Raw genomic sequence first — 19,032 nt, 5'->3', positions numbered from 1 at the left:
CGACACGGTTGTAGCCTGATAAGACGTGTCAGGCATCGATCTCTTATTTTTGGCTGAACTTCCGCCGACCATAAACCAGCCAGGTCAGTAGCACACAAACGATGTAGAAGATTAAAAACACTTTCATCGCGCCCACCGGAGAGCCGGTCATATTGAGCGACATGCCAAACGCCTGCGGAATAAAAAAGCCGCCCACTGCGCCAATGGCTGAGATAAAGCCCAGAGCGGCTGCCGTTTCGGTGACGGCTTCTCTTTGAGCTTGCTCATCACTACCGCCTTTCATCTTCACCCGATAAATTGTTATCTGGCGAAAGATGACGGCGATCATCTGGAAAGTAGAACCACTTCCCAGACCCGCGGTCAGAAACAGCCCCATAAATACGGCGTAAAATGCGATAAAATTACCGGAGCCTGTGCCCGGTAAGGTAAGGAACAGCAGGGCGCTGAAAATCGCCATAAAAATGAAGTTGATCAACGTCACCCGCACGCCGCCGAATTTATCGGAAATAGCACCACCAACCGATCGCGCGATGGCACCGATAAATGGGCCAAAGAACGCCAGGCGCAGAATATTCACATCCGGGAACTGGGTTTTTGCCAGCATGGCAAAACCCGCAGAAAAACCGATAAACGAACCGAAGGTGGCAAGATAAAGCAGGCTCAGCAGCCAGAGATGCAGGCGTTGTAAGACAGGGAGCTGGTCGGCAATTGAGGCGCGTGAACTGGCGATATCATTCATCCCTGACCAGGCGGCGATCGTGGCAATCGCCAGTAATGGCACCCAAATCCATGCGGCATTCGCCAGCGACATCACCGAACCGTCGGCCTGCGGTACGCCATTGACGCCGAGAAAGGCAAATACGGGTACAAAAATGACCAGCGGTGCAACCAGCTGCATCACACTTACACCTAAGTTTCCTAATCCGCCATTAATCCCAAGAGCGCTCCCTTGTTTGGCTTTTGGAAAGAAGAAACTGATATTGCCCATGCTCGAAGCAAAGTTCGCACCTGCAAAACCGCATAGCAAAGCGATAACGATAAATATCCCAAAAGGGGTATTCGGATTTTGCACGGCAATTCCGAGCCAGACGCAAGGAATAATCAGGATTGCAGTACTAAAAACCGTCCATCGGCGTCCACCGAATATAGGCACCATAAAGGAGTAGGGGACACGCAATAATGCGCCAGAAACGGAGGGTAATGCGGTTAATAAAAAGAGTTGATCGGTAGTGAAATTAAAACCGATTTTATTAAGATTAACAGTAACTGCGCTAAATAGCATCCAGACACAGAAGGCAAGAAGTAGGCAACTGACTGATATCCAGAGGTTTCTTCGTGCAATATGCTTTCCTTTATTTTCCCAGAAGGCCGGATTTTCTGGTTTCCAGTCGCGTAAAAGATAACGACTATTTTTCTCATTTTGCAGTGCCATATTGTTCCTCACATGCACACATTGGTAATGAAAAAAAGACAAAACAGGAGGTAAGGCGCAATAGCCAGTTATTAGAATTAAGGATGAATCAGGTGAAGTGCTGATTAGAAGAATAGATAAGAAAGCGTAACTGCGGGGGCAGAATGTGGATTAAACAGACAGATATGTGTTACTAAATGTAACTAAAATGACTTTCTGGTATTTGAAATTTATTTTTTAATATTGTCAGAATTTATCTGATTAACTGCCGGGCCGTAGACCCGACAATTATTTTAGCCACGACGTGTCGCCAGCCAGCAGAGCAGGGAACCGCCGCAGACCATTAGCGCGCCTTGCCAGAACGAGAACGACAGCGGGGCGCTGAGCAGCACGGCTGCAAGCGCTGAGGAAAGGACGGGCGTAAAATACGAACCTACCGCCATTATGGTGACGTTGCCATGTAATATACCGACATTCCATGCAGCATAAGCAAATCCTAAGGTAAATGCCGCAGAGATGAGTTTAATCATGACGGGCGTGCTAAATACCATTTCTGGTTGTGGCGTAAGAAAATAGTAAACCCACAGACTTGCTCCCGTTAGCAGGACAAAAACGGTAATTCCGTTAAATCCGCGTGCGTATTTATTCGTTACTGTGCAGTAGGCTGCCCAGATAAACGCCCCAATGAACGCCAGGAAATAACTCAATGGGCTGGTGGTGATATTATTAATAATTTGATCATAATGTAACCCATTGTCACCGCCTAACACCCAGCAGACGCCGACCAGGGCTAATAATAATCCTGGTACAATCAGCCAGTTGGTTTTCTGACCATTAAACAGAATGGCAAAGAGAATTGTCAGGCTGGGCCATAGATAGTTCACCATCCCCACTTCAATCGCCTGATGACGGGTCGCCGCATACCCTAAGGAAAGCGCCAGACAGATTTCATAGCTGACGAATAACAGACTCCCGGCGAGTAAATAGCCTTTCGGGATCTGTCGAATACGCGGAAATCCAACCGTGAAGATTAACAGCAGCCCGCTTAATGAATAGATAGCAGCTGCGCCGCCGACCGGGCCGAGTCCCTCACTGACACCGCGAATCAATCCTACCATCGTGCTCCACAGGACGATCGCTATTAGCCCTATGAGCGTTGCTTTTTGTCGTGTCATGCTCGCTGTTTTGTCTCTCTTGCCGTTAAAAATTAAGCTGAATTTTATAGCATTTTTTTAACTGCCCTGTCAGGCAGTGGGGCGTTTTTCTACCGCTATTGAGGTAGGTCAATTTGCGCAGGCGGATTATTTTGTGGCAAACACGTGTTCTTTTTGATTTCGCGCAAAAAGATTCAGAATTTTACTGTTAGTTTCCTCGCGCAGTAATACCCCTGAAAAAAGAGGAAAGCAATGGACGTCAGTCGCAGACAATTTTTTAAAATCTGCGCGGGCGGTATGGCGGGAACAACAGTAGCAGCATTGGGCTTTGCCCCGAAGCAAGCACTGGCTCAGGCGCGAAACTACAAATTATTACGCGCGAAAGAGATCCGTAACACCTGCACATACTGTTCCGTAGGTTGCGGGCTATTGATGTATAGCCTGGGTGATGGCGCGAAAAACGCCAGAGAAGCGATTTATCACATTGAAGGTGACCCGGATCATCCGGTAAGCCGTGGTGCGCTGTGCCCGAAAGGGGCCGGTTTGCTGGATTACGTCAACAGCGAAAACCGTCTGCGCTACCCGGAATATCGTGCGCCAGGTTCTGACAAATGGCAGCGCATTAGCTGGGAAGAAGCATTCTCCCGTATTGCGAAGCTGATGAAAGCCGACCGTGACGCTAACTTTATTGAAAAGAACGAGCAGGGCGTAACGGTAAACCGTTGGCTTTCTACCGGTATGCTGTGTGCTTCCGGTGCCAGCAACGAAACCGGGATGCTGACTCAAAAATTTGCCCGCTCCCTCGGGATGCTGGCGGTAGACAACCAGGCGCGCGTCTGACACGGACCAACGGTAGCAAGTCTTGCTCCAACATTTGGTCGCGGTGCGATGACCAACCACTGGGTGGATATCAAAAACGCTAACGTCGTAATGGTGATGGGCGGTAACGCTGCTGAAGCGCATCCCGTCGGTTTCCGCTGGGCGATGGAAGCGAAAAACAACAACGATGCAACCTTGATCGTTGTCGATCCCCGTTTTACGCGTACCGCTTCTGTGGCGGATATTTACGCACCTATTCGTTCCGGTACGGACATTACGTTCCTGTCTGGCGTTTTGCGCTACCTGATCGAAAACAACAAAATCAACGCCGAATACGTTAAGCATTACACCAACGCCAGCCTGCTGGTGCGTGATGATTTTGCTTTCGAAGACGGTCTGTTCAGCGGCTACGACGCTGAAAAACGTCAATACGATAAGTCGTCCTGGAACTATCAGTTCGATGAAAACGGCTATGCGAAACGCGATGACACGCTGACTCATCCGCGCTGTGTATGGAATCTGCTGAAAGCGCACGTTTCCCGCTACACGCCGGACGTAGTAGAAAACATTTGCGGTACGCCAAAAGCCGACTTCCTGAAAGTGTGTGAAGTGCTGGCCTCCACCAGCGCACCGGATCGCACAACCACCTTCCTGTACGCGCTGGGCTGGACGCAGCACACCGTGGGTGCGCAGAACATCCGTACGATGGCGATGATCCAGTTGCTGCTCGGTAACATGGGTATGGCCGGTGGCGGCGTGAACGCATTGCGTGGTCACTCCAACATTCAGGGCCTGACTGACTTAGGCCTGCTCTCTACCAGCCTGCCAGGTTATCTGACGCTACCGTCAGAAAAACAGGTTGATTTGCAGTCGTATCTGGAAGCGAATACGCCGAAAGCGACGCTGGCTGATCAGGTGAACTACTGGAGCAACTATCCGAAGTTCTTCGTTAGCCTGATGAAATCTTTCTACGGCGATGCCGCGCAGAAAGAGAACAACTGGGGCTACGACTGGCTGCCGAAGTGGGACCAGACCTACGACGTCATCAAGTATTTCAACATGATGGACGAAGGCAAAGTCACCGGTTATTTCTGCCAGGGCTTTAACCCGGTTGCGTCCTTCCCGGACAAAAACAAAGTGGTGAGCTGCCTGAGCAAACTGAAGTACATGGTGGTTATCGATCCGCTGGTGACTGAAACCTCTACCTTCTGGCAGAACCACGGCGAGTCGAACGATGTCGATCCGGCATCTATTCAGACTGAAGTATTCCGTCTGCCTTCGACCTGCTTTGCTGAAGAAGATGGTTCTATCGCTAACTCCGGTCGCTGGTTGCAGTGGCACTGGAAAGGTCAGGACGCGCCGGGCGAAGCACGTAACGACGGCGAAATTCTGGCGGGTATCTACCATCATCTGCGCGAGCTGTACCAGGCCGAGGGTGGTAAAGGCGTAGAACCGCTGATGAAGATGAGCTGGAACTACAAGCAGCCGCACGAACCGCAGTCTGACGAAGTGGCGAAAGAGAACAACGGCTATGCGCTGGAAGATCTCTATGACGCTAATGGCGTGCTGATTGCGAAGAAAGGTCAGTTGCTGAGTAGCTTTGCGCATCTGCGTGACGACGGTACAACCGCATCTTCTTGCTGGATCTACACCGGTAGCTGGACCGAGCAGGGCAACCAGATGGCTAACCGCGATAACTCCGACCCGTCCGGTCTGGGGAATACGCTGGGATGGGCCTGGGCGTGGCCGCTCAACCGTCGCGTACTCTACAACCGTGCTTCGGCGGATATCAACGGTAAACCGTGGGATCCGAAACGGATGCTGATCCAGTGGAACGGTAGCAAGTGGACGGGTAACGATATTCCGGACTTCGGCAATGCCGCACCGGGTACGCCAACCGGGCCGTTTATCATGCAGCCGGAAGGGATGGGACGCCTGTTTGCCATCAACAAAATGGCGGAAGGTCCGTTCCCGGAACACTACGAGCCAATTGAAACGCCGCTGGGCACTAACCCGTTGCATCCGAACGTGGTGTCTAACCCGGTTGTTCGTCTGTATGAACAAGACGCGCTGCGGATGGGTAAAAAAGAGCAGTTCCCGTATGTGGGTACGACCTATCGTCTGACGGAGCACTTCCACACCTGGACCAAGCACGCATTGCTCAACGCAATTGCTCAGCCGGAACAGTTTGTGGAAATCAGCGAAACGCTGGCGGCGGCGAAAGGCATTGCCAATGGCGATCGTGTCACTGTCTCCAGCAAGCGTGGCTTTATCCGCGCGGTGGCTGTGGTAACGCGCCGTCTGAAACCGCTGAATGTAAACGGTCAGCAGGTTGAAACGGTGGGTATTCCAATCCACTGGGGCTTTGAGGGTGTCGCGCGTAAAGGTTATATCGCTAACACTCTGACGCCGAATGTCGGTGATGCAAACTCGCAAACGCCGGAATATAAAGCGTTCTTAGTCAACATCGAGAAGGCGTAAGGGGGCGAACAGATGGCTATGGAAACGCAGGACATTATCAAAAGGTCCGCAACTAACTCCATCACGCCGCCTTCTCAGGTGCGTGATTACAAAGCAGAAGTAGCGAAACTTATCGACGTTTCCACCTGTATCGGCTGTAAAGCCTGTCAGGTGGCGTGTTCGGAGTGGAACGACATCCGTGATGAAGTGGGGCACTGCGTCGGGGTTTACGATAACCCCGCCGATCTGAGCGCCAAGTCCTGGACGGTGATGCGCTTTAGCGAAACCGAACAGAACGGCAAGCTGGAGTGGCTGATCCGTAAAGACGGCTGTATGCACTGTGAAGATCCGGGCTGCCTGAAGGCGTGCCCGTCTGCTGGTGCAATCATTCAGTACGCTAACGGGATTGTCGATTTCCAGTCGGAAAATTGCATCGGCTGTGGTTACTGCATTGCCGGGTGTCCGTTTAATATTCCGCGCCTCAACAAAGAGGATAACCGGGTATATAAATGCACGCTCTGCGTCGATCGCGTCAGCGTCGGCCAGGAACCGGCTTGTGTGAAAACCTGTCCGACCGGGGCTATCCACTTCGGCACCAAGAAGGAGATGCTGGAGCTGGCGGAACAGCGCGTAGCGAAACTGAAAGCGCGTGGTTACGAACATGCTGGCGTCTACAACCCGGAAGGGGTCGGTGGTACACACGTTATGTACGTGCTGCATCATGCCGATCAGCCGGAGCTGTATCATGGTCTGCCGAAAGATCCGAAGATCGATACCTCGGTAAGCCTGTGGAAAGGCGCGTTGAAACCGCTGGCAGCGGCTGGCTTTATTGCCACTTTTGCCGGGTTGATTTTCCACTACATCGGTATTGGCCCGAATAAGGAAGTGGACGATGACGAGGAGGGAAATCATGAGTAAGTCGAAAATGATTGTGCGCACCAAATTTATTGATCGCGCCTGTCACTGGACCGTGGTGATTTGCTTCTTCCTGGTGGCGCTGTCCGGGATTTCGTTCTTCTTCCCGACGCTGCAATGGCTGACGCAAACCTTCGGTACGCCGCAGATGGGACGCATTTTGCACCCGTTCTTCGGCATTGCGATTTTCGTCGCGCTGATGTTTATGTTTGTGCGTTTTGTGCATCACAACATCCCGGATAAGAAAGATATTCCGTGGCTGTTGAACATTGTCGAAGTATTAAAAGGCAATGAGCACAAAGTGGCGGATGTCGGTAAGTACAACGCCGGGCAAAAGATGATGTTCTGGTCAATCATGAGCATGATTTTCGTGCTGCTGGTGACCGGAGTGATTATCTGGCGTCCGTACTTTGCGCAGTACTTCCCAATACAGGTTGTCCGTTATAGCCTGCTGATCCATGCGGCTGCGGGTATCATCCTGATCCACGCCATCCTGATCCATATGTATATGGCATTCTGGGTGAAAGGATCTATTAAAGGGATGATCGAAGGGAAGGTGAGCCGTCGCTGGGCGAAGAAACACCATCCGCGCTGGTATCGTGAAATCGAGAAGGCAGAAGCGAAAAAAGAGAGTGAAGAAGGGTTATAATCTCTTTTGAGCTTTAAGCTGAAAATGGCGCTGTAAAAGGCGCCATTTTTTTATTGTAGACAACGTGCACTTTGTTCATGCCGGATGCGGCGTGAACGCCTTATCCGGCCTACAAACCGTTCAAATCCAGGAGATTGCAGTGAACGTGTAGGCCTGATAAGCGTAGCGCATCGGGCAATGTTGCGTTTGTCATCAGTTTCAAATGGCGCTTTATAAGGTGCCATTTTTTTATTGCGTAACCAGACGGCGCAGTCGCGACACATCCACTGTTTTTTCTGCCTCTGCCAGACTCCAGGCATTTTGCAGATTCAGCCACATTTGCGGCGAACTGCCGATCACCACGGAAAGTTTTATTGCCATTTCTGGCGTCAAAGCTGCTTTTCCGGTCAGCAATCGGCTTGCCGTTGAGGGCGCAATTTCCATTGCTCTGGCAAACTCGCGCAGGCTGACATTAAGTTCGTCCAGTGATTCCTGAATAATGTCCCCCGGGCGGGGATGATTGGCCATTTTCATCAGTGATAGTCCTCGTAATCCAGTATGTATGCATCGCCATTGACGAATTCAAATGTGATTCGCCAGTTGCCCGAGACAGATATCGCCCAAATTCCATCGCGATCGCCGCTTAACGGATGTAGTCGGTAACCGGGCATATCGATATCAGCAAGACAGCATGCTGCATCAATCACAGCGAGTCGGTGGCGTAATCGTTTGACTTGCGTCGGTATAACGCCGGAGGTTTTGCCGAGAAGAAACAAGTCACGCAATCCCTTGTGTCTGAAATTCATTATCATCTCTTCATCCTTGTTCCCTCGAAAGGAACACTATCACTATTGTTCCGTGCAGCGCAACAAATTTCGCTACGTTTTCGCGAATTGTGAGGGGAAAGATGGGGGAGGAAAAGAAGAAGAGTGAAATTGCGGAAAGCGTCTCGAAAAACAGGCTGCGACCCGAACATGGCAGTCGCAGCAAAGACCTCTTAACGACGGAAATCAATCACCATACGGCCACGGATTTTGCCTTCCTCCATCTCGGTAAAGATGGTGTTGATGTCCGCTAACGGACGCAGGGCGACTTTCGGCACCACTTTGCCTTCGGCGGCAAACTGGAAGGCTTCGGTTAGATCCTGACGCGTGCCGACCAGCGAACCGACCACTTCAATACCATCCAGCACCAGCCGTGGGATGTCCAGGCTCATAGACTCCGGCGGCAGACCGACAGCCACGACACGACCACCTGCACGGACAGCATCCACCGCCGAGTTAAACGCAGCTTTAGCTACCGCTGTCACCACCGCTGCGTGAGCGCCACCGGCTTTCTCCTGCACAATTCTGGCGGCGTCTTCGGTGCGTGAGTTAATCGCTAAATCTGCACCCATTTCGGTTGCCAGTTTTAACTGTTCATCATTGACATCAATGGCGATCACTTTGGCGTTAAAGACATTCTTCGCGTATTGCAGGGCGAGGTTACCCAGACCGCCAAGACCGTAGATAGCAATCCACTGTCCTGGACGAATTTTTGACAGCTTAACGGCTTTGTAGGTAGTGACCCCCGCACAGGTAATGCTGCTGGCCGCCGCCGAGTCCAGACCATCTGGCACTTTTACCGCGTAATCGGCGACCACGATGCACTCTTCCGCCATCCCGCCATCAACGCTGTATCCGGCATTTTTAACTGAACGGCAGAGCGTTTCGTTACCACTGTTACAGTATTCGCAATGACCGCATCCTTCGTAGAACCACGCCACGCTGGCACGATCGCCTGGTTTTAATGAAGTAACACCAGGGCCAACTTCTGCCACCACACCAATACCTTCGTGTCCCAGAATCACGCCGGTTTTGTCACCAAAATCGCCATTCTTAACATGAAGATCGGTATGACATACACCACAACACTCCATTTTCAGCAGGGCTTCGCCATGTTTCAGTGAGCGCAGTGTTTTATCCGTAACGTCAACATGATGATCCTTCGTAACAACTGCAGCCTTCATAGTTCCTCCTTTTCGGATGATGTTCTGCATAGCAGGTGAGGCAAATGAGATTTATTCGCCACTACCCAGTATGGATGAGATCTGAAAAAGGGAGAGGAAAATTGCCCGGTAGCCTTCACTACCGGGCGCAGGCTTAGATGGAGGTACGGCGGTAGTCGCGGTATTCGGCGTGCCAGAAATTATCATCAATGGCCTGTTGCAGAGCTTCGGCAGACGTTTTCACCGCCACGCCTTGCTGCTGCGCCATTTTGCCAACCGCAAAGGCAATTGCGCGGGAGACTTTCTGAATATCTTTCAGTTCCGGTAGTACCAGACCTTCGCCGTTCAGGACCAGCGGCGAATACTGAGCAAGCATTTCACTTGCCGACATCAGCATCTCATCGGTGATACGTGACGCGCCGGAAGCAATAACACCCAGCCCGATGCCCGGGAAAATAAAGGCGTTGTTGCACTGGGCTATAGGGTAGATTTTATCTTTCCATACCACTGGATTAAACGGACTGCCAGTGGCGACCAGCGCGTTACCTTCAGTCCAGGCGATAATGTCCTGCGGTGTGGCTTCCACGCGTGACGTCGGGTTAGACAGCGGCATCACGATCGGACGCGGACAGTGTTTATGCATTTCACGGATGATCTCTTCCGTAAACAGCCCGGTCTGTCCTGAGACGCCAATCAGAATATCTGGTTTTACATTACGCACCACATCCAGCAGTGACAGCACATCGCTGTCGGTATCCCAGTCACTGAGATTTTCGCGCTTCTGCACCAGTTTGGTCTGGAAAGGCAGCAGGTTCGGCATCTTGTCGGTCAGCAGGCCAAAGCGATCGACCATAAAGACTTTCTGCCGCGCCGCTTCCTCGCTTAATCCTTCGCGCTGGGTCTGGGCGATGATCATTTCGGCAATGCCGCATCCCGCTGAACCTGCGCCAAGGAAGACGATTTTTTTCTCGCTTAACTGACCACCTGCCGCGCGGCTGGCTGCGATCAGTGTGCCGACTGTTACCGCCGCGGTGCCCTGAATGTCATCGTTAAAAGAACAAATTTCATTGCGATAGCGGTTAAGTAACGGCATCGCATTTTTTTGTGCGAAGTCTTCAAACTGCAACAGTACGTCCGGCCAGCGTTGTTTCACAGCCTGGATAAATTCATCAACGAATTCATAGTATTCGTCGTCAGTGATACGCGGATTACGCCAGCCCATATACAGCGGATCGTTAAGTAGCTGTTGGTTGTTGGTGCCGACATCCAGCACCACCGGAAGGGTATAGGCCGGACTGATGCCGCCACAGGCGGTATAGAGCGACAGTTTACCGATCGGAATGCCCATCCCGCCGATGCCCTGGTCACCAAGCCCCAGAATACGTTCGCCGTCAGTCACCACAATCACTTTGATATTATGGTTTGGTACGTTTTGCAGAATATCGTCCATATTGTGGCGGTTCTGGTAAGAGATAAACACACCGCGTGAACGGCGGTAGATCTCAGAAAAACGCTCACAGGCTGCGCCGACGGTTGGGGTGTAAATGACTGGCATCATCTCATCAAGATGATTGTTTACCAGACGGTAGAAGAGGGTTTCGTTAGTGTCCTGGATGTTACGCAGGTAGATGTGTTTGTCGATTTCGGTTTTGAATCCCTGATACTGGATCCATGCTCGTTCCGCTTGTTCTTCGATGGTTTCGACCACTTCCGGCAGTAACCCCAGCAGGTTGAAGTTACGGCGTTCTTCCATGCTGAAGGCGCTGCCTTTATTCAACAACGGAAATTCCAGCAATACAGGGCCAGCGTAAGGGATATAAAGCGAACGCTGTTTTTTTGTTTTTGGTTCCATGTCACTCACTCTTTTTTGAATATCCATCCCTGGGGGCTTTTATCGTCTTTGCATTACCGCCAGGGCGTCAAGTACCAAGTATAAAGCAGATAAAAACAAAAACACCATTGCGCAGGCAATGGTGTTTAATCGTCATTGAGGACTGATGGTTATGAATTACTTTTCAGCGGGGCGTTTTCTGCCGGTGGGATTATTTACCACGCTGGATTTGTCACCTTCGGTAACTATTTTGCGCTGGTTAGAAATTTTATGGTCCAGTCCAAGAATATGACGTGCCTGACGGTTCGATTTCATTTTAACTCCTCAATCCTGTTGCTAGTTTTAAGGACAACATCGCCGTAGCGAAGAAACACGTGCTAAACCCCTAAATTAGGTTGCCGATCAAGCATAGCACCTTAAAGCGTAGGGTGCTGACCACTGACCACATAATTGATCGTTTGCTGGTAGATATCACTGAGGATGTCGTTATCAGAAGCTTCCACCCATTTGGTCAGCTCCATGAGAATGTCATCTTCAGTGACAACACCGTGCTCTGCCCGAAGGCCTTGCTCAATGGCATTAACCAGAGCGGGTTCTGCTGTTGAATTTTCTGCCTGATAATAAGTAAACATAGTGATTCTCCGTGTCTGTGTATTTATGGTGTCTGCTACGGATCGCAGATTTATAAAGCACATTCAGCATGGCAAATATTTGCCGCTTCGTTGTTAAGATTAGTCCTGGTTGATGATTTTTATATTTTAACTCCATGATATTGATAGGTATTATTATTGTGATGAGTTGATTGATATTGATGCAATATCTCTTGAGTTATATATTTCCGGTTATCTATTGTGGAAATTTAATTTAAGTGCAGGAATTATATTTTCGCCGGATTTTATTCGGATTATCCTGCTTATCCTCGTGCTGTTTCTCACGTAGTCTATAATTTCCTTTTTAAGCCCACAGGAGAGCAACAATGACAATCCATAAGAAAGGTCAGGCACACTGGGAAGGCGATATCAAACGCGGGAAGGGAACAGTATCTACTGAGAGCGGCGTGCTGAACCAACAACCGTATGGATTTAACACGCGTTTTGAAGGCGAAAAAGGAACCAACCCTGAAGAACTGATTGGCGCAGCGCATGCCGCATGTTTCTCAATGGCGCTTTCATTAATGCTGGGGGAAGCGGGATTCACGCCAACATCGATTGATACCACCGCTGATGTCTCGCTGGATAAAGTGGATGCCGGTTTTGCGATTACTAAAATCGCACTGAAGAGCGAAGTTGCGGTGCCGGGTATTGATGCCTCCACCTTTGACGGCATTATCCAGAAAGCAAAAGCAGGATGCCCGGTTTCTCAGGTACTGAAAGCGGAAATTACGCTGGATTACCAGTTGAAATCGTAAAGCGTTGCCGGATGACGCGTCAGGCGCGTGAATGCCTGATGCGTCAGCACAATCACATCAGGCTGAGAAGGGATTGTTGTGACATGGCTATGCGTTGTCGTTGTCCAACTAAACGTAGCGGAAATCACAGTATTTAAGTGACAGTGTCACGTTAAATAAAAACCCGCGAGTGCGGGCGAGAGGAATTTATCAGATTTTCAGCGGTAACACGCTGCTCATCCAGCCTGGAATTTCTTCGGCGGGCAGGGGGCGGGAAAAGAAATATCCCTGAATAACGCGACAGTGGATCTTGCGTAGCATCTCAAATTGCTCTTTGGTTTCGATGCCTTCAGCCACGACGGTTAAATTGAGGCTTTGCCCAATGCTGGTAATGGCTTCGAGTAAGGCAAAGATGCGTTTTTCGGTCAGACAACGATCGACAAAACTTTTATCAATTTTGATTTCCGTTACCGGAAGACTGACTAAGCGGGATAATCCGGAAAAGCCTGTACCAAAATCATCTACCGATAAACCGATGCCCATATCGCGCAGGATCTGAATGCGCTTAAAGATTTCGGTATCGTGTTCCATCATCATGCTTTCCGTGATTTCCACCGTCAGCTGGTGGCCGTCAATACCCCAGGCGTGCATTGCATCAGATACCTGATTAGGCAGCTGATTACTGCGAAAGTGCAGCGCAGACAAGTTAACGGATAACGCCGGGATATGAATATTCTGGCTACGCCATTCTGCTAACTGACGGCAAGCTTCCGCGATGACCCAGCGCCCAATATTTTCGATTTCACCAATCTCTTCTGCGAGAGGAATAAACCGTGAAGGGGGCACATGACCATGCAGGGGATCGTACCAGCGAGCAAGGGCTTCGATGCCGTACAGTTCACCCGTTTCTGCGAAGATTTGCGGCTGATAAACCAGTTTAAGTTGGTTATTGCTAATCGCTTCTTTTAGCGCTGCGCCTAAAACCAAACGCTCTTTTACCATTTCGTTCATCGCCGGGCTGAAGAACTGCCAGCCGTTACCGCCATTTTTGCGAATAAAATCCATTGCATTGTGAGCAGTGGAGAGCAGGTAATCGCGGTTTTTACCCACGTCGTAGCTGATGCCAATGCTCAAGGTGAGCGGGAATGGTTTATCGTCAATCATTATCGGCTTGCTGACCACATTCCGTAGCTCATCGGCGATCTGGGTAATGTTACTGACATCGTTTTCCAGGCTCACGAGGACAAAAGACGCACCTTCAATACGACAGAGATACTGATCCGGTTTGAGTTTTTCACGAAAGCGATTGACCACTTCCAGCAATGCCTGATCGGCCCACGCATAGCCAAGGCTATCAATCACATCCTGAATATGGTCAACACCGATGAGATACACCACCGGAGAGACGGCTTTGTCGACCAGGTCATCGAGGTAATTGTGCAGGTTATTGCGATTTGGCAGACCGGTCATCGGATCAAATTGGATGAGTTGTTCAATATGCTGACGGCTTTTTTCCTGTTCCAGCGCCAGCGCGGCCATATGCTGGCTGATATCTGCCACGCGTTCGATAAAGGCGCTGGTTTCTGCTCCTGACGAGGTTTTAATTTGCAGGATCCCCGCAGGCGCGCCATCGCGCTGACGAATGGTCGCTGACCAGCTTTGCGCATTTTGAACTTCTGCACCGTGCGAAGATGACGCCCAGTGTATCGGCATCCCGTTGCGCAGCGCGAACAGCGAAACATGCGATTCGTTGAGAACACATTCGATGTTACGACAAATGATTTCCCCCATTTCATGAAATGGCGGGCTGCTGCACATGGCGGCGAGAATATTGCCTTCAAGCTGGCGGATTTGCCTTTCTTCTGTGATATCCGAGAATGTCATTACCAGGTTCTGCAGATGCGCGAGCACGTCATAAACCGGGCTGATAGAGGCTTTAATCCAGATTTTTTCACCGGTGCGCGTCAACAGCAGAAATTCGTCCTGATCGCGGGCGGTTTTCCATAGCAACTGTTGTAAACGAATACGGTTATCAGCAGGGAATTCTGGAATGTTCAGGAGTGTATCGGGCTGCATACCGCTGGCTTCGTTAATGCAGTAACCAAACATTTCGGTAAATGCGCGATTGCACTGCACAATATGGCGTTCCGGATCGAGGACAATCACCGGTCGGTCGAGATGGTCAACGGCAATAATCAATTGTCGGGTCTGTTCTTTTTGCGCCATTTCTACGCTGGCATCCCGTACCAGCGCCAGGTAATAAACTTTCCCCTCGGCGCTCACTTTCGATAGCGCAAAACGGGTCCAGACTTTACTGCCGTCTTTTTTCTCCAGCTGCAGCTCCCGACTCATCCCCTCGACGCGAGCTTTACCACCTTCACGGTTGTGACGAATGTATTGAGGATGCGCAGGACGCAAATCCCGCGGAATCAGCATATCAATGTTATTGCCAATGACTTCTTCACGTTTGTACCCCCAGAGCTTCTCTGCGGCGGGGTTGAAAAACATCACTTCATCATTTTCGTTAATTAACACCGCGCCCATCATATTTTGCTCAAGGGCGGGGAAAAAAATGCCATCGGCGGCATTATCCGCATCGGTTAGCTTCATGATTACCTCTGCATCCTGGCGCATCTAAAGACTGGCTTTACAGAGTTCAACACGGTTTCTACCTCGTCTTTTGGCGATATACAGAGCTTCATCGGCTATTTGAATGAGGCGCTCATAGTCAGGATGACCATTAAACATGGCGGCACCGATGGAAAGTGAGAGGGCAATATCCTCGCCGTTTGCGGCTTTAAAATAATGTCGACCTTTATGGTTAAACCGCAGGCCAAAATCAACCAAACACAACGTGCGAGATCGACTAACTGCACCATATTCTCCTGAAATATGAAGATATACTGAAAAGAAATAAGCGACTTAGGACAGTTTCAATCTACGCTACTGTTCTTCAGAAGAGTATAGCTCATCGTAATTATTTTTCGGTGACAGCGAATATCGTATGTTTTTTCATATTCATACATTTTTATTAGGGGAATTATGGCTGTTTAACTAAGTGTGGTTAATTGCGTGGTTAATTTGACGTATTTAAGCATGATTGCTAGTGGGATAGTTCAAGAGGGTAACAAGCCAGTGGGTAAAGCACCGGCTTGTTACAAAGTAAGAATGGGAGTTTAACTGCCCCAACGACTTTGCAGATAGCTGACCGCTTGTTGAGTCTGCGGTTTATTCAGATAGTCCTCACGGAACAAGATTGTGCCGCTAATTTCCGGCACAGCATCGTTAAGATCGAGCTGCTTTTTCAGTTCCGGTACGCCGCCGTTAATCATCCAGTCTGGCTCTATCTTTGAAGGTTCACCCACTTTATAGAAGGCGATACCGATATACAGGCGGGTCCTGGTCGGTTTAACGACATCCGCCCACCATTTTGCCAACACGTCATAACGCGCGGCACTCCGTGAGAATGGCCAGTAAATTTGGGGAGCAATGTAATCCAGCAACCCTTGTTCCACCCATCGACGGGTATCAGCGTAGGATTCGTCATAGGCTGCCGCGCCTCGGGTATCGGAACCGAGCGGATCGTGTGATCGGTTACGCCACACGCCTGCTGGGCTAACGCCAAATTCGACTTCCGGCTTAATGCTTTTAATGGTGTGCGATACCTTCGCAATTAACTGCTGAGTATTGTTGCGCCGCCAGTCTGCTTTTGACGCAAATGCGCCGCCGTATTTGCGGTACGTTTCGTTATCATTTAGCCGTGAACCTGGTGATTCAGTATAGAAATAGTCATCAAACTGCACGCCATCTACTGGATAGCGGGAAACCACTTCCGCGACTATTGATGTGATCCAGTCCTGAACCTCAGGGATGCCCGGGTCGAGGACAAAGCGATCGCCGGACGTTCTGATCCAGTCGCGGTGTTGCACATAGACGCTGGCCGGTTGTTGAGACAGGGTGCTATTCAGTTCCCTGATAGTACCGGGCTTCGTATTAACCGATACGCGATAGGGGTTAAACCAGGCGTGTACTTTCATCCCACGCTTGTGGGCTTCGTCGAGCATAAATTGCAGCGGATCGTAACCCGGATTTTCACCAATCTTACCGGTCATAAGATCGGACCACGGCAAAATTTTCGATGGCCACAGGGCGGTACCATCCGGCTTGACCTGGAAAAAGACCGTGTTTATGCCGAGACGTTGCAGATGATCCAGTTTGTCGATCATCGCCTGTTGTTGTACACGTGCCCGGCTGGTGGGGTTACTAATGTTAACCGAGGAAACCGGTGGCCAGTCGAGGCGAGACACCGTGGCCAGCCAGATGCCACGCATCGGTTGTGACGATTGTTGCGTCATGGCTGGTGGCTTTGAACCCGCTGGTGGTGTCACCATGGACTCTGGAGGCGTGCTTTTACAACTACACAGTAAAAGTGCCAGTGCACCCAGTATCGCTGGTCTTCTAATCGCTAATTTCTCGTTTCGGGAGCAGATATCCATATGTGCTGGTTTCCGGTAAACAGATGTGCGCTCATTCTCGTACTTATCCCGGTTAAGTCAATACGACAACAAGCACGAAAAAGGGAGCGATGAATTATCGCTCCCTTGTCTTATAACCATTCAGACATGGTTAGTGTTTCTTGTCATTCATCACAATATAGTGTGGTGAACGTGCACGCGGGTGCAGGAAGAAGTGACCTTTTGGTGCGTTCTGACTGTTGATTGGCTCCAGAGTGACGCCGGTATTCGCTTTGCTTTTACGATCATGAACAGCATAGAGAATAAAGGGCAGGGCAAGTACCACCAGGAAACTAACGACCAGTAATTCAACATACATATCGGTAGAGTCACCCTGGATGTTATCCGGCGGCAGGAAGGAAACAATAAACGCCATAATTGAAGTCAGCAGACCGACAATAGCCACGACCAGTTTCACCCCTTTACCACCAGGGATATTAAATGTGCGTTTTAAGTCAGGATGTTTAAGAACCAACACAATGTAGCCAATAAACAGCATGAAATAAGCACACAGATAAATCACCACCGTCAGCGCCAGTGCGATCAGGAAGGACATGTTGTTACCGCCACCGGTATTGGTGAGGATGATCAACGCGATAGAAGTAATCACCAGCTGCGAAATGACCAGCGTTACCGGTACGCCATTTTTGTTCATTTTAGCGAATGCCGCTGGCAGCAGGTTTTTCTGCGCTGTGACATACATCCCGCGAGAAGGACCAACAATCCAGGAAGCGATTTCCGCCAGAACACCCAGCAACAGCAGTGCGGAGATCACGCGAACCGTCCACTCAATTTCCGGTGCCACATGTGACATCAGAACGGTAAAGGTTTGCATTACCCCTGCGGAGAGGTTGATTTCATTACCCGGAATGACCATCGCAATAGACAAACCGCCAACAGAGCTTAAGCAGATTGCCGCCACCATCAGCAGTAACATAGCCAGTGGATAGTCGCGCCCGGGGTTGCTCATTTCATTGACGTGGGTTGCGGAAGCTTCAACGCCCATATAACTCAAAATGAAGGCAACAAATACAACCAGGGTGCCCACTTTAGAGAAGTCAGGGAAGAAGGTCTTCGCATCCATTTCGATAGCAACGGGGGCACCGGAGTGCAGATAAATAGCCGCTAATGCGATCAAAATAAATGCAGGTAACAGGATACCGGCGAAGAAGCCAACTTTAGCAATTCGCGCCGTGTATTTCGTGCCACCAAACTGCGTTAATGCCAGCGCCCAAAGAATGATGAGTGCTGCAATAGTTTTGGTAATGGGGTCTTCATTCAGAGCTGGCCATTTCAGGATGTAGGAGAGTGCCCCTAACACGAAATAGAGCATCGGAATAAAACCAATGGCGATTTGCAGATAGCCAAATGAGATCGCTGCAAATCCCCATCTCGGCCCCAGAGTATTTGATACCCAGGCGAAGACGCCACCTTCTTCCCAGCCGTCGACGGTAGCCATTTCCGCAGCACAAAGTCCCACGGGAATAAACCATAAAATCCCGCCTAATAGCAGGAAGAAGACTAATGAAAAGCCCGATGTTGCGAAGGTAGGGTATTCATAAACAGCCATTACCATCGATGCCGTTATGGCAAAAAATCCGAGTAATGTGAGCTGCTTAGCTTTACCTGTCTGTACTGATGTAGCCATATTATCCCCCTAAAACGGTATTCCTGTCGGAACCGCACCTGTTTTGTTCTGAAGCGTATTCAGAACAATATTTTCCGTTGCTAATGCCAGTGAACAGACTTTGGAAATTGTCCCGAAACGGCTTCGTTTCGGGACACCGTTACCGTTAAACGTTATCAGGTGTGTTTAAAGCTGTTCTGCTGGGCAATACCCTGCAGTTTCGGGTGGTCGCTGAGATATTTCAGGGAGGCTTTGTAGTCTTCCAGCAACAGTTCAGCAAAGTCCATTTCGAAGCCGCG

General features: G+C 50.0%; 16 protein-coding genes and 1 pseudogene. 4 read left to right on the top strand and 13 right to left on the bottom strand.

The window, feature by feature from the left end:
• Nucleotides 1-43: 43 nt before the first annotated feature.
• A complete protein-coding gene (gene narU, locus C4F37_RS24730; protein ID WP_001207907.1) occupies nucleotides 44-1,432 on the bottom strand; it encodes a nitrate/nitrite transporter NarU in 1,389 nt (462 codons plus the stop codon).
• A gap of 272 nt (nucleotides 1,433-1,704) precedes the next feature.
• The gene (gene yddG / locus C4F37_RS24725; protein ID WP_000198218.1) at nucleotides 1,705-2,586 is read right to left on the bottom strand and encodes an aromatic amino acid efflux DMT transporter YddG; all 882 of its coding nucleotides are present in this window, start codon (nucleotides 2,584-2,586) and stop codon (nucleotides 1,705-1,707) included.
• Nucleotides 2,587-2,817: 231 nt separating this feature from the next.
• Between yddG and fdnG the strand changes: the two genes are divergently transcribed.
• From fdnG to fdnI, 3 genes are read left to right on the top strand one after another with little or no spacing between them, the layout of a single operon-like run.
• Nucleotides 2,818-5,865: a formate dehydrogenase-N subunit alpha gene (gene fdnG / locus C4F37_RS24720; RefSeq protein ID WP_011478186.1), complete on the top strand. Its 3,048-nt coding sequence runs from the start codon at nucleotides 2,818-2,820 to the stop codon at nucleotides 5,863-5,865.
• A 12-nt stretch (nucleotides 5,866-5,877) separates the two neighbouring features.
• Entirely contained in the window at nucleotides 5,878-6,762 is an 885-nt protein-coding gene (fdnH, locus tag C4F37_RS24715; protein WP_001240584.1) for a formate dehydrogenase N subunit beta, read from the top strand.
• Entirely contained in the window at nucleotides 6,755-7,408 is a 654-nt protein-coding gene (gene fdnI, locus C4F37_RS24710) for a formate dehydrogenase-N subunit gamma (protein WP_000045647.1), read from the top strand. Before fdnH ends, fdnI begins: the two co-directional genes overlap by 8 nt.
• Nucleotides 7,409-7,636: 228 nt before the next feature.
• Here fdnI and C4F37_RS24705 read toward each other — a convergent pair whose 3' ends face one another.
• The 6 genes from C4F37_RS24705 to bdm form a co-directional block, all read right to left on the bottom strand.
• Entirely contained in the window at nucleotides 7,637-7,921 is a 285-nt protein-coding gene (locus tag C4F37_RS24705; protein WP_000781370.1) for a HigA family addiction module antitoxin, read from the bottom strand.
• Nucleotides 7,921-8,199 (bottom strand): type II toxin-antitoxin system RelE/ParE family toxin, encoded by a 279-nt coding sequence (locus tag C4F37_RS24700; protein ID WP_000605675.1) that lies wholly within the window; start codon nucleotides 8,197-8,199, stop codon nucleotides 7,921-7,923. Before C4F37_RS24700 ends, C4F37_RS24705 begins: the two co-directional genes overlap by 1 nt.
• Nucleotides 8,200-8,384: 185 nt before the next feature.
• On the bottom strand, nucleotides 8,385-9,395 hold the full coding sequence (gene adhP, locus C4F37_RS24695) for an alcohol dehydrogenase AdhP (RefSeq protein ID WP_000642412.1): 1,011 nt from the start codon (nucleotides 9,393-9,395) through the stop codon (nucleotides 8,385-8,387).
• Between the two features lie 133 nt (nucleotides 9,396-9,528).
• Complete coding sequence (gene maeA, locus C4F37_RS24690; protein ID WP_000433460.1) at nucleotides 9,529-11,226, bottom strand: malate dehydrogenase; 1,698 nt, start codon at nucleotides 11,224-11,226, stop codon at nucleotides 9,529-9,531.
• Nucleotides 11,227-11,382: 156 nt separating this feature from the next.
• On the bottom strand, nucleotides 11,383-11,520 hold the full coding sequence (gene sra, locus C4F37_RS24685) for a stationary-phase-induced ribosome-associated protein (protein ID WP_000841554.1): 138 nt from the start codon (nucleotides 11,518-11,520) through the stop codon (nucleotides 11,383-11,385).
• Between the two features lie 101 nt (nucleotides 11,521-11,621).
• Nucleotides 11,622-11,837, bottom strand: coding sequence for a biofilm-dependent modulation protein (gene bdm / locus C4F37_RS24680; RefSeq protein ID WP_000495766.1), 216 nt, complete (start codon nucleotides 11,835-11,837; stop codon nucleotides 11,622-11,624).
• A 344-nt stretch (nucleotides 11,838-12,181) separates the two neighbouring features.
• Between bdm and osmC the strand changes: the two genes are divergently transcribed.
• Complete coding sequence (gene osmC, locus C4F37_RS24670; protein ID WP_000152305.1) at nucleotides 12,182-12,613, top strand: peroxiredoxin OsmC; 432 nt, start codon at nucleotides 12,182-12,184, stop codon at nucleotides 12,611-12,613.
• Nucleotides 12,614-12,802: 189 nt separating this feature from the next.
• On the opposite strand, the gene dosP is transcribed toward osmC, so the two are convergent.
• From dosP to C4F37_RS28015, 5 genes and pseudogenes are all read right to left on the bottom strand, one after another.
• The gene (gene dosP, locus C4F37_RS24665) at nucleotides 12,803-15,202 is read right to left on the bottom strand and encodes an oxygen-sensing cyclic-di-GMP phosphodiesterase DosP (protein ID WP_001538754.1); all 2,400 of its coding nucleotides are present in this window, start codon (nucleotides 15,200-15,202) and stop codon (nucleotides 12,803-12,805) included.
• A 24-nt stretch (nucleotides 15,203-15,226) separates the two neighbouring features.
• A pseudogene (locus tag C4F37_RS24660) lies at nucleotides 15,227-15,391 on the bottom strand (diguanylate cyclase domain-containing protein); the annotation flags it as partial.
• A 377-nt stretch (nucleotides 15,392-15,768) separates the two neighbouring features.
• Complete coding sequence (locus tag C4F37_RS24655; protein WP_001538755.1) at nucleotides 15,769-17,088, bottom strand: family 10 glycosylhydrolase; 1,320 nt, start codon at nucleotides 17,086-17,088, stop codon at nucleotides 15,769-15,771.
• A gap of 130 nt (nucleotides 17,089-17,218) precedes the next feature.
• Entirely contained in the window at nucleotides 17,219-18,754 is a 1,536-nt protein-coding gene (gene gadC / locus C4F37_RS24650) for an acid resistance gamma-aminobutyrate antiporter GadC (protein ID WP_000246011.1), read from the bottom strand.
• A gap of 155 nt (nucleotides 18,755-18,909) precedes the next feature.
• The coding region (locus tag C4F37_RS28015) for a hypothetical protein (RefSeq protein WP_001684489.1) at nucleotides 18,910-19,032 on the bottom strand (123 nt) is incomplete at its 5' end.

The sequence above is a fragment of the Escherichia sp. R1 genome (assembly GCF_003000935.1).
Lineage (GTDB): Bacteria > Pseudomonadota > Gammaproteobacteria > Enterobacterales > Enterobacteriaceae > Escherichia > Escherichia coli.
The sequence above is the reverse complement of the archived record's forward strand: the minus strand, read 5'-3'. Positions and strand labels throughout refer to the sequence as shown.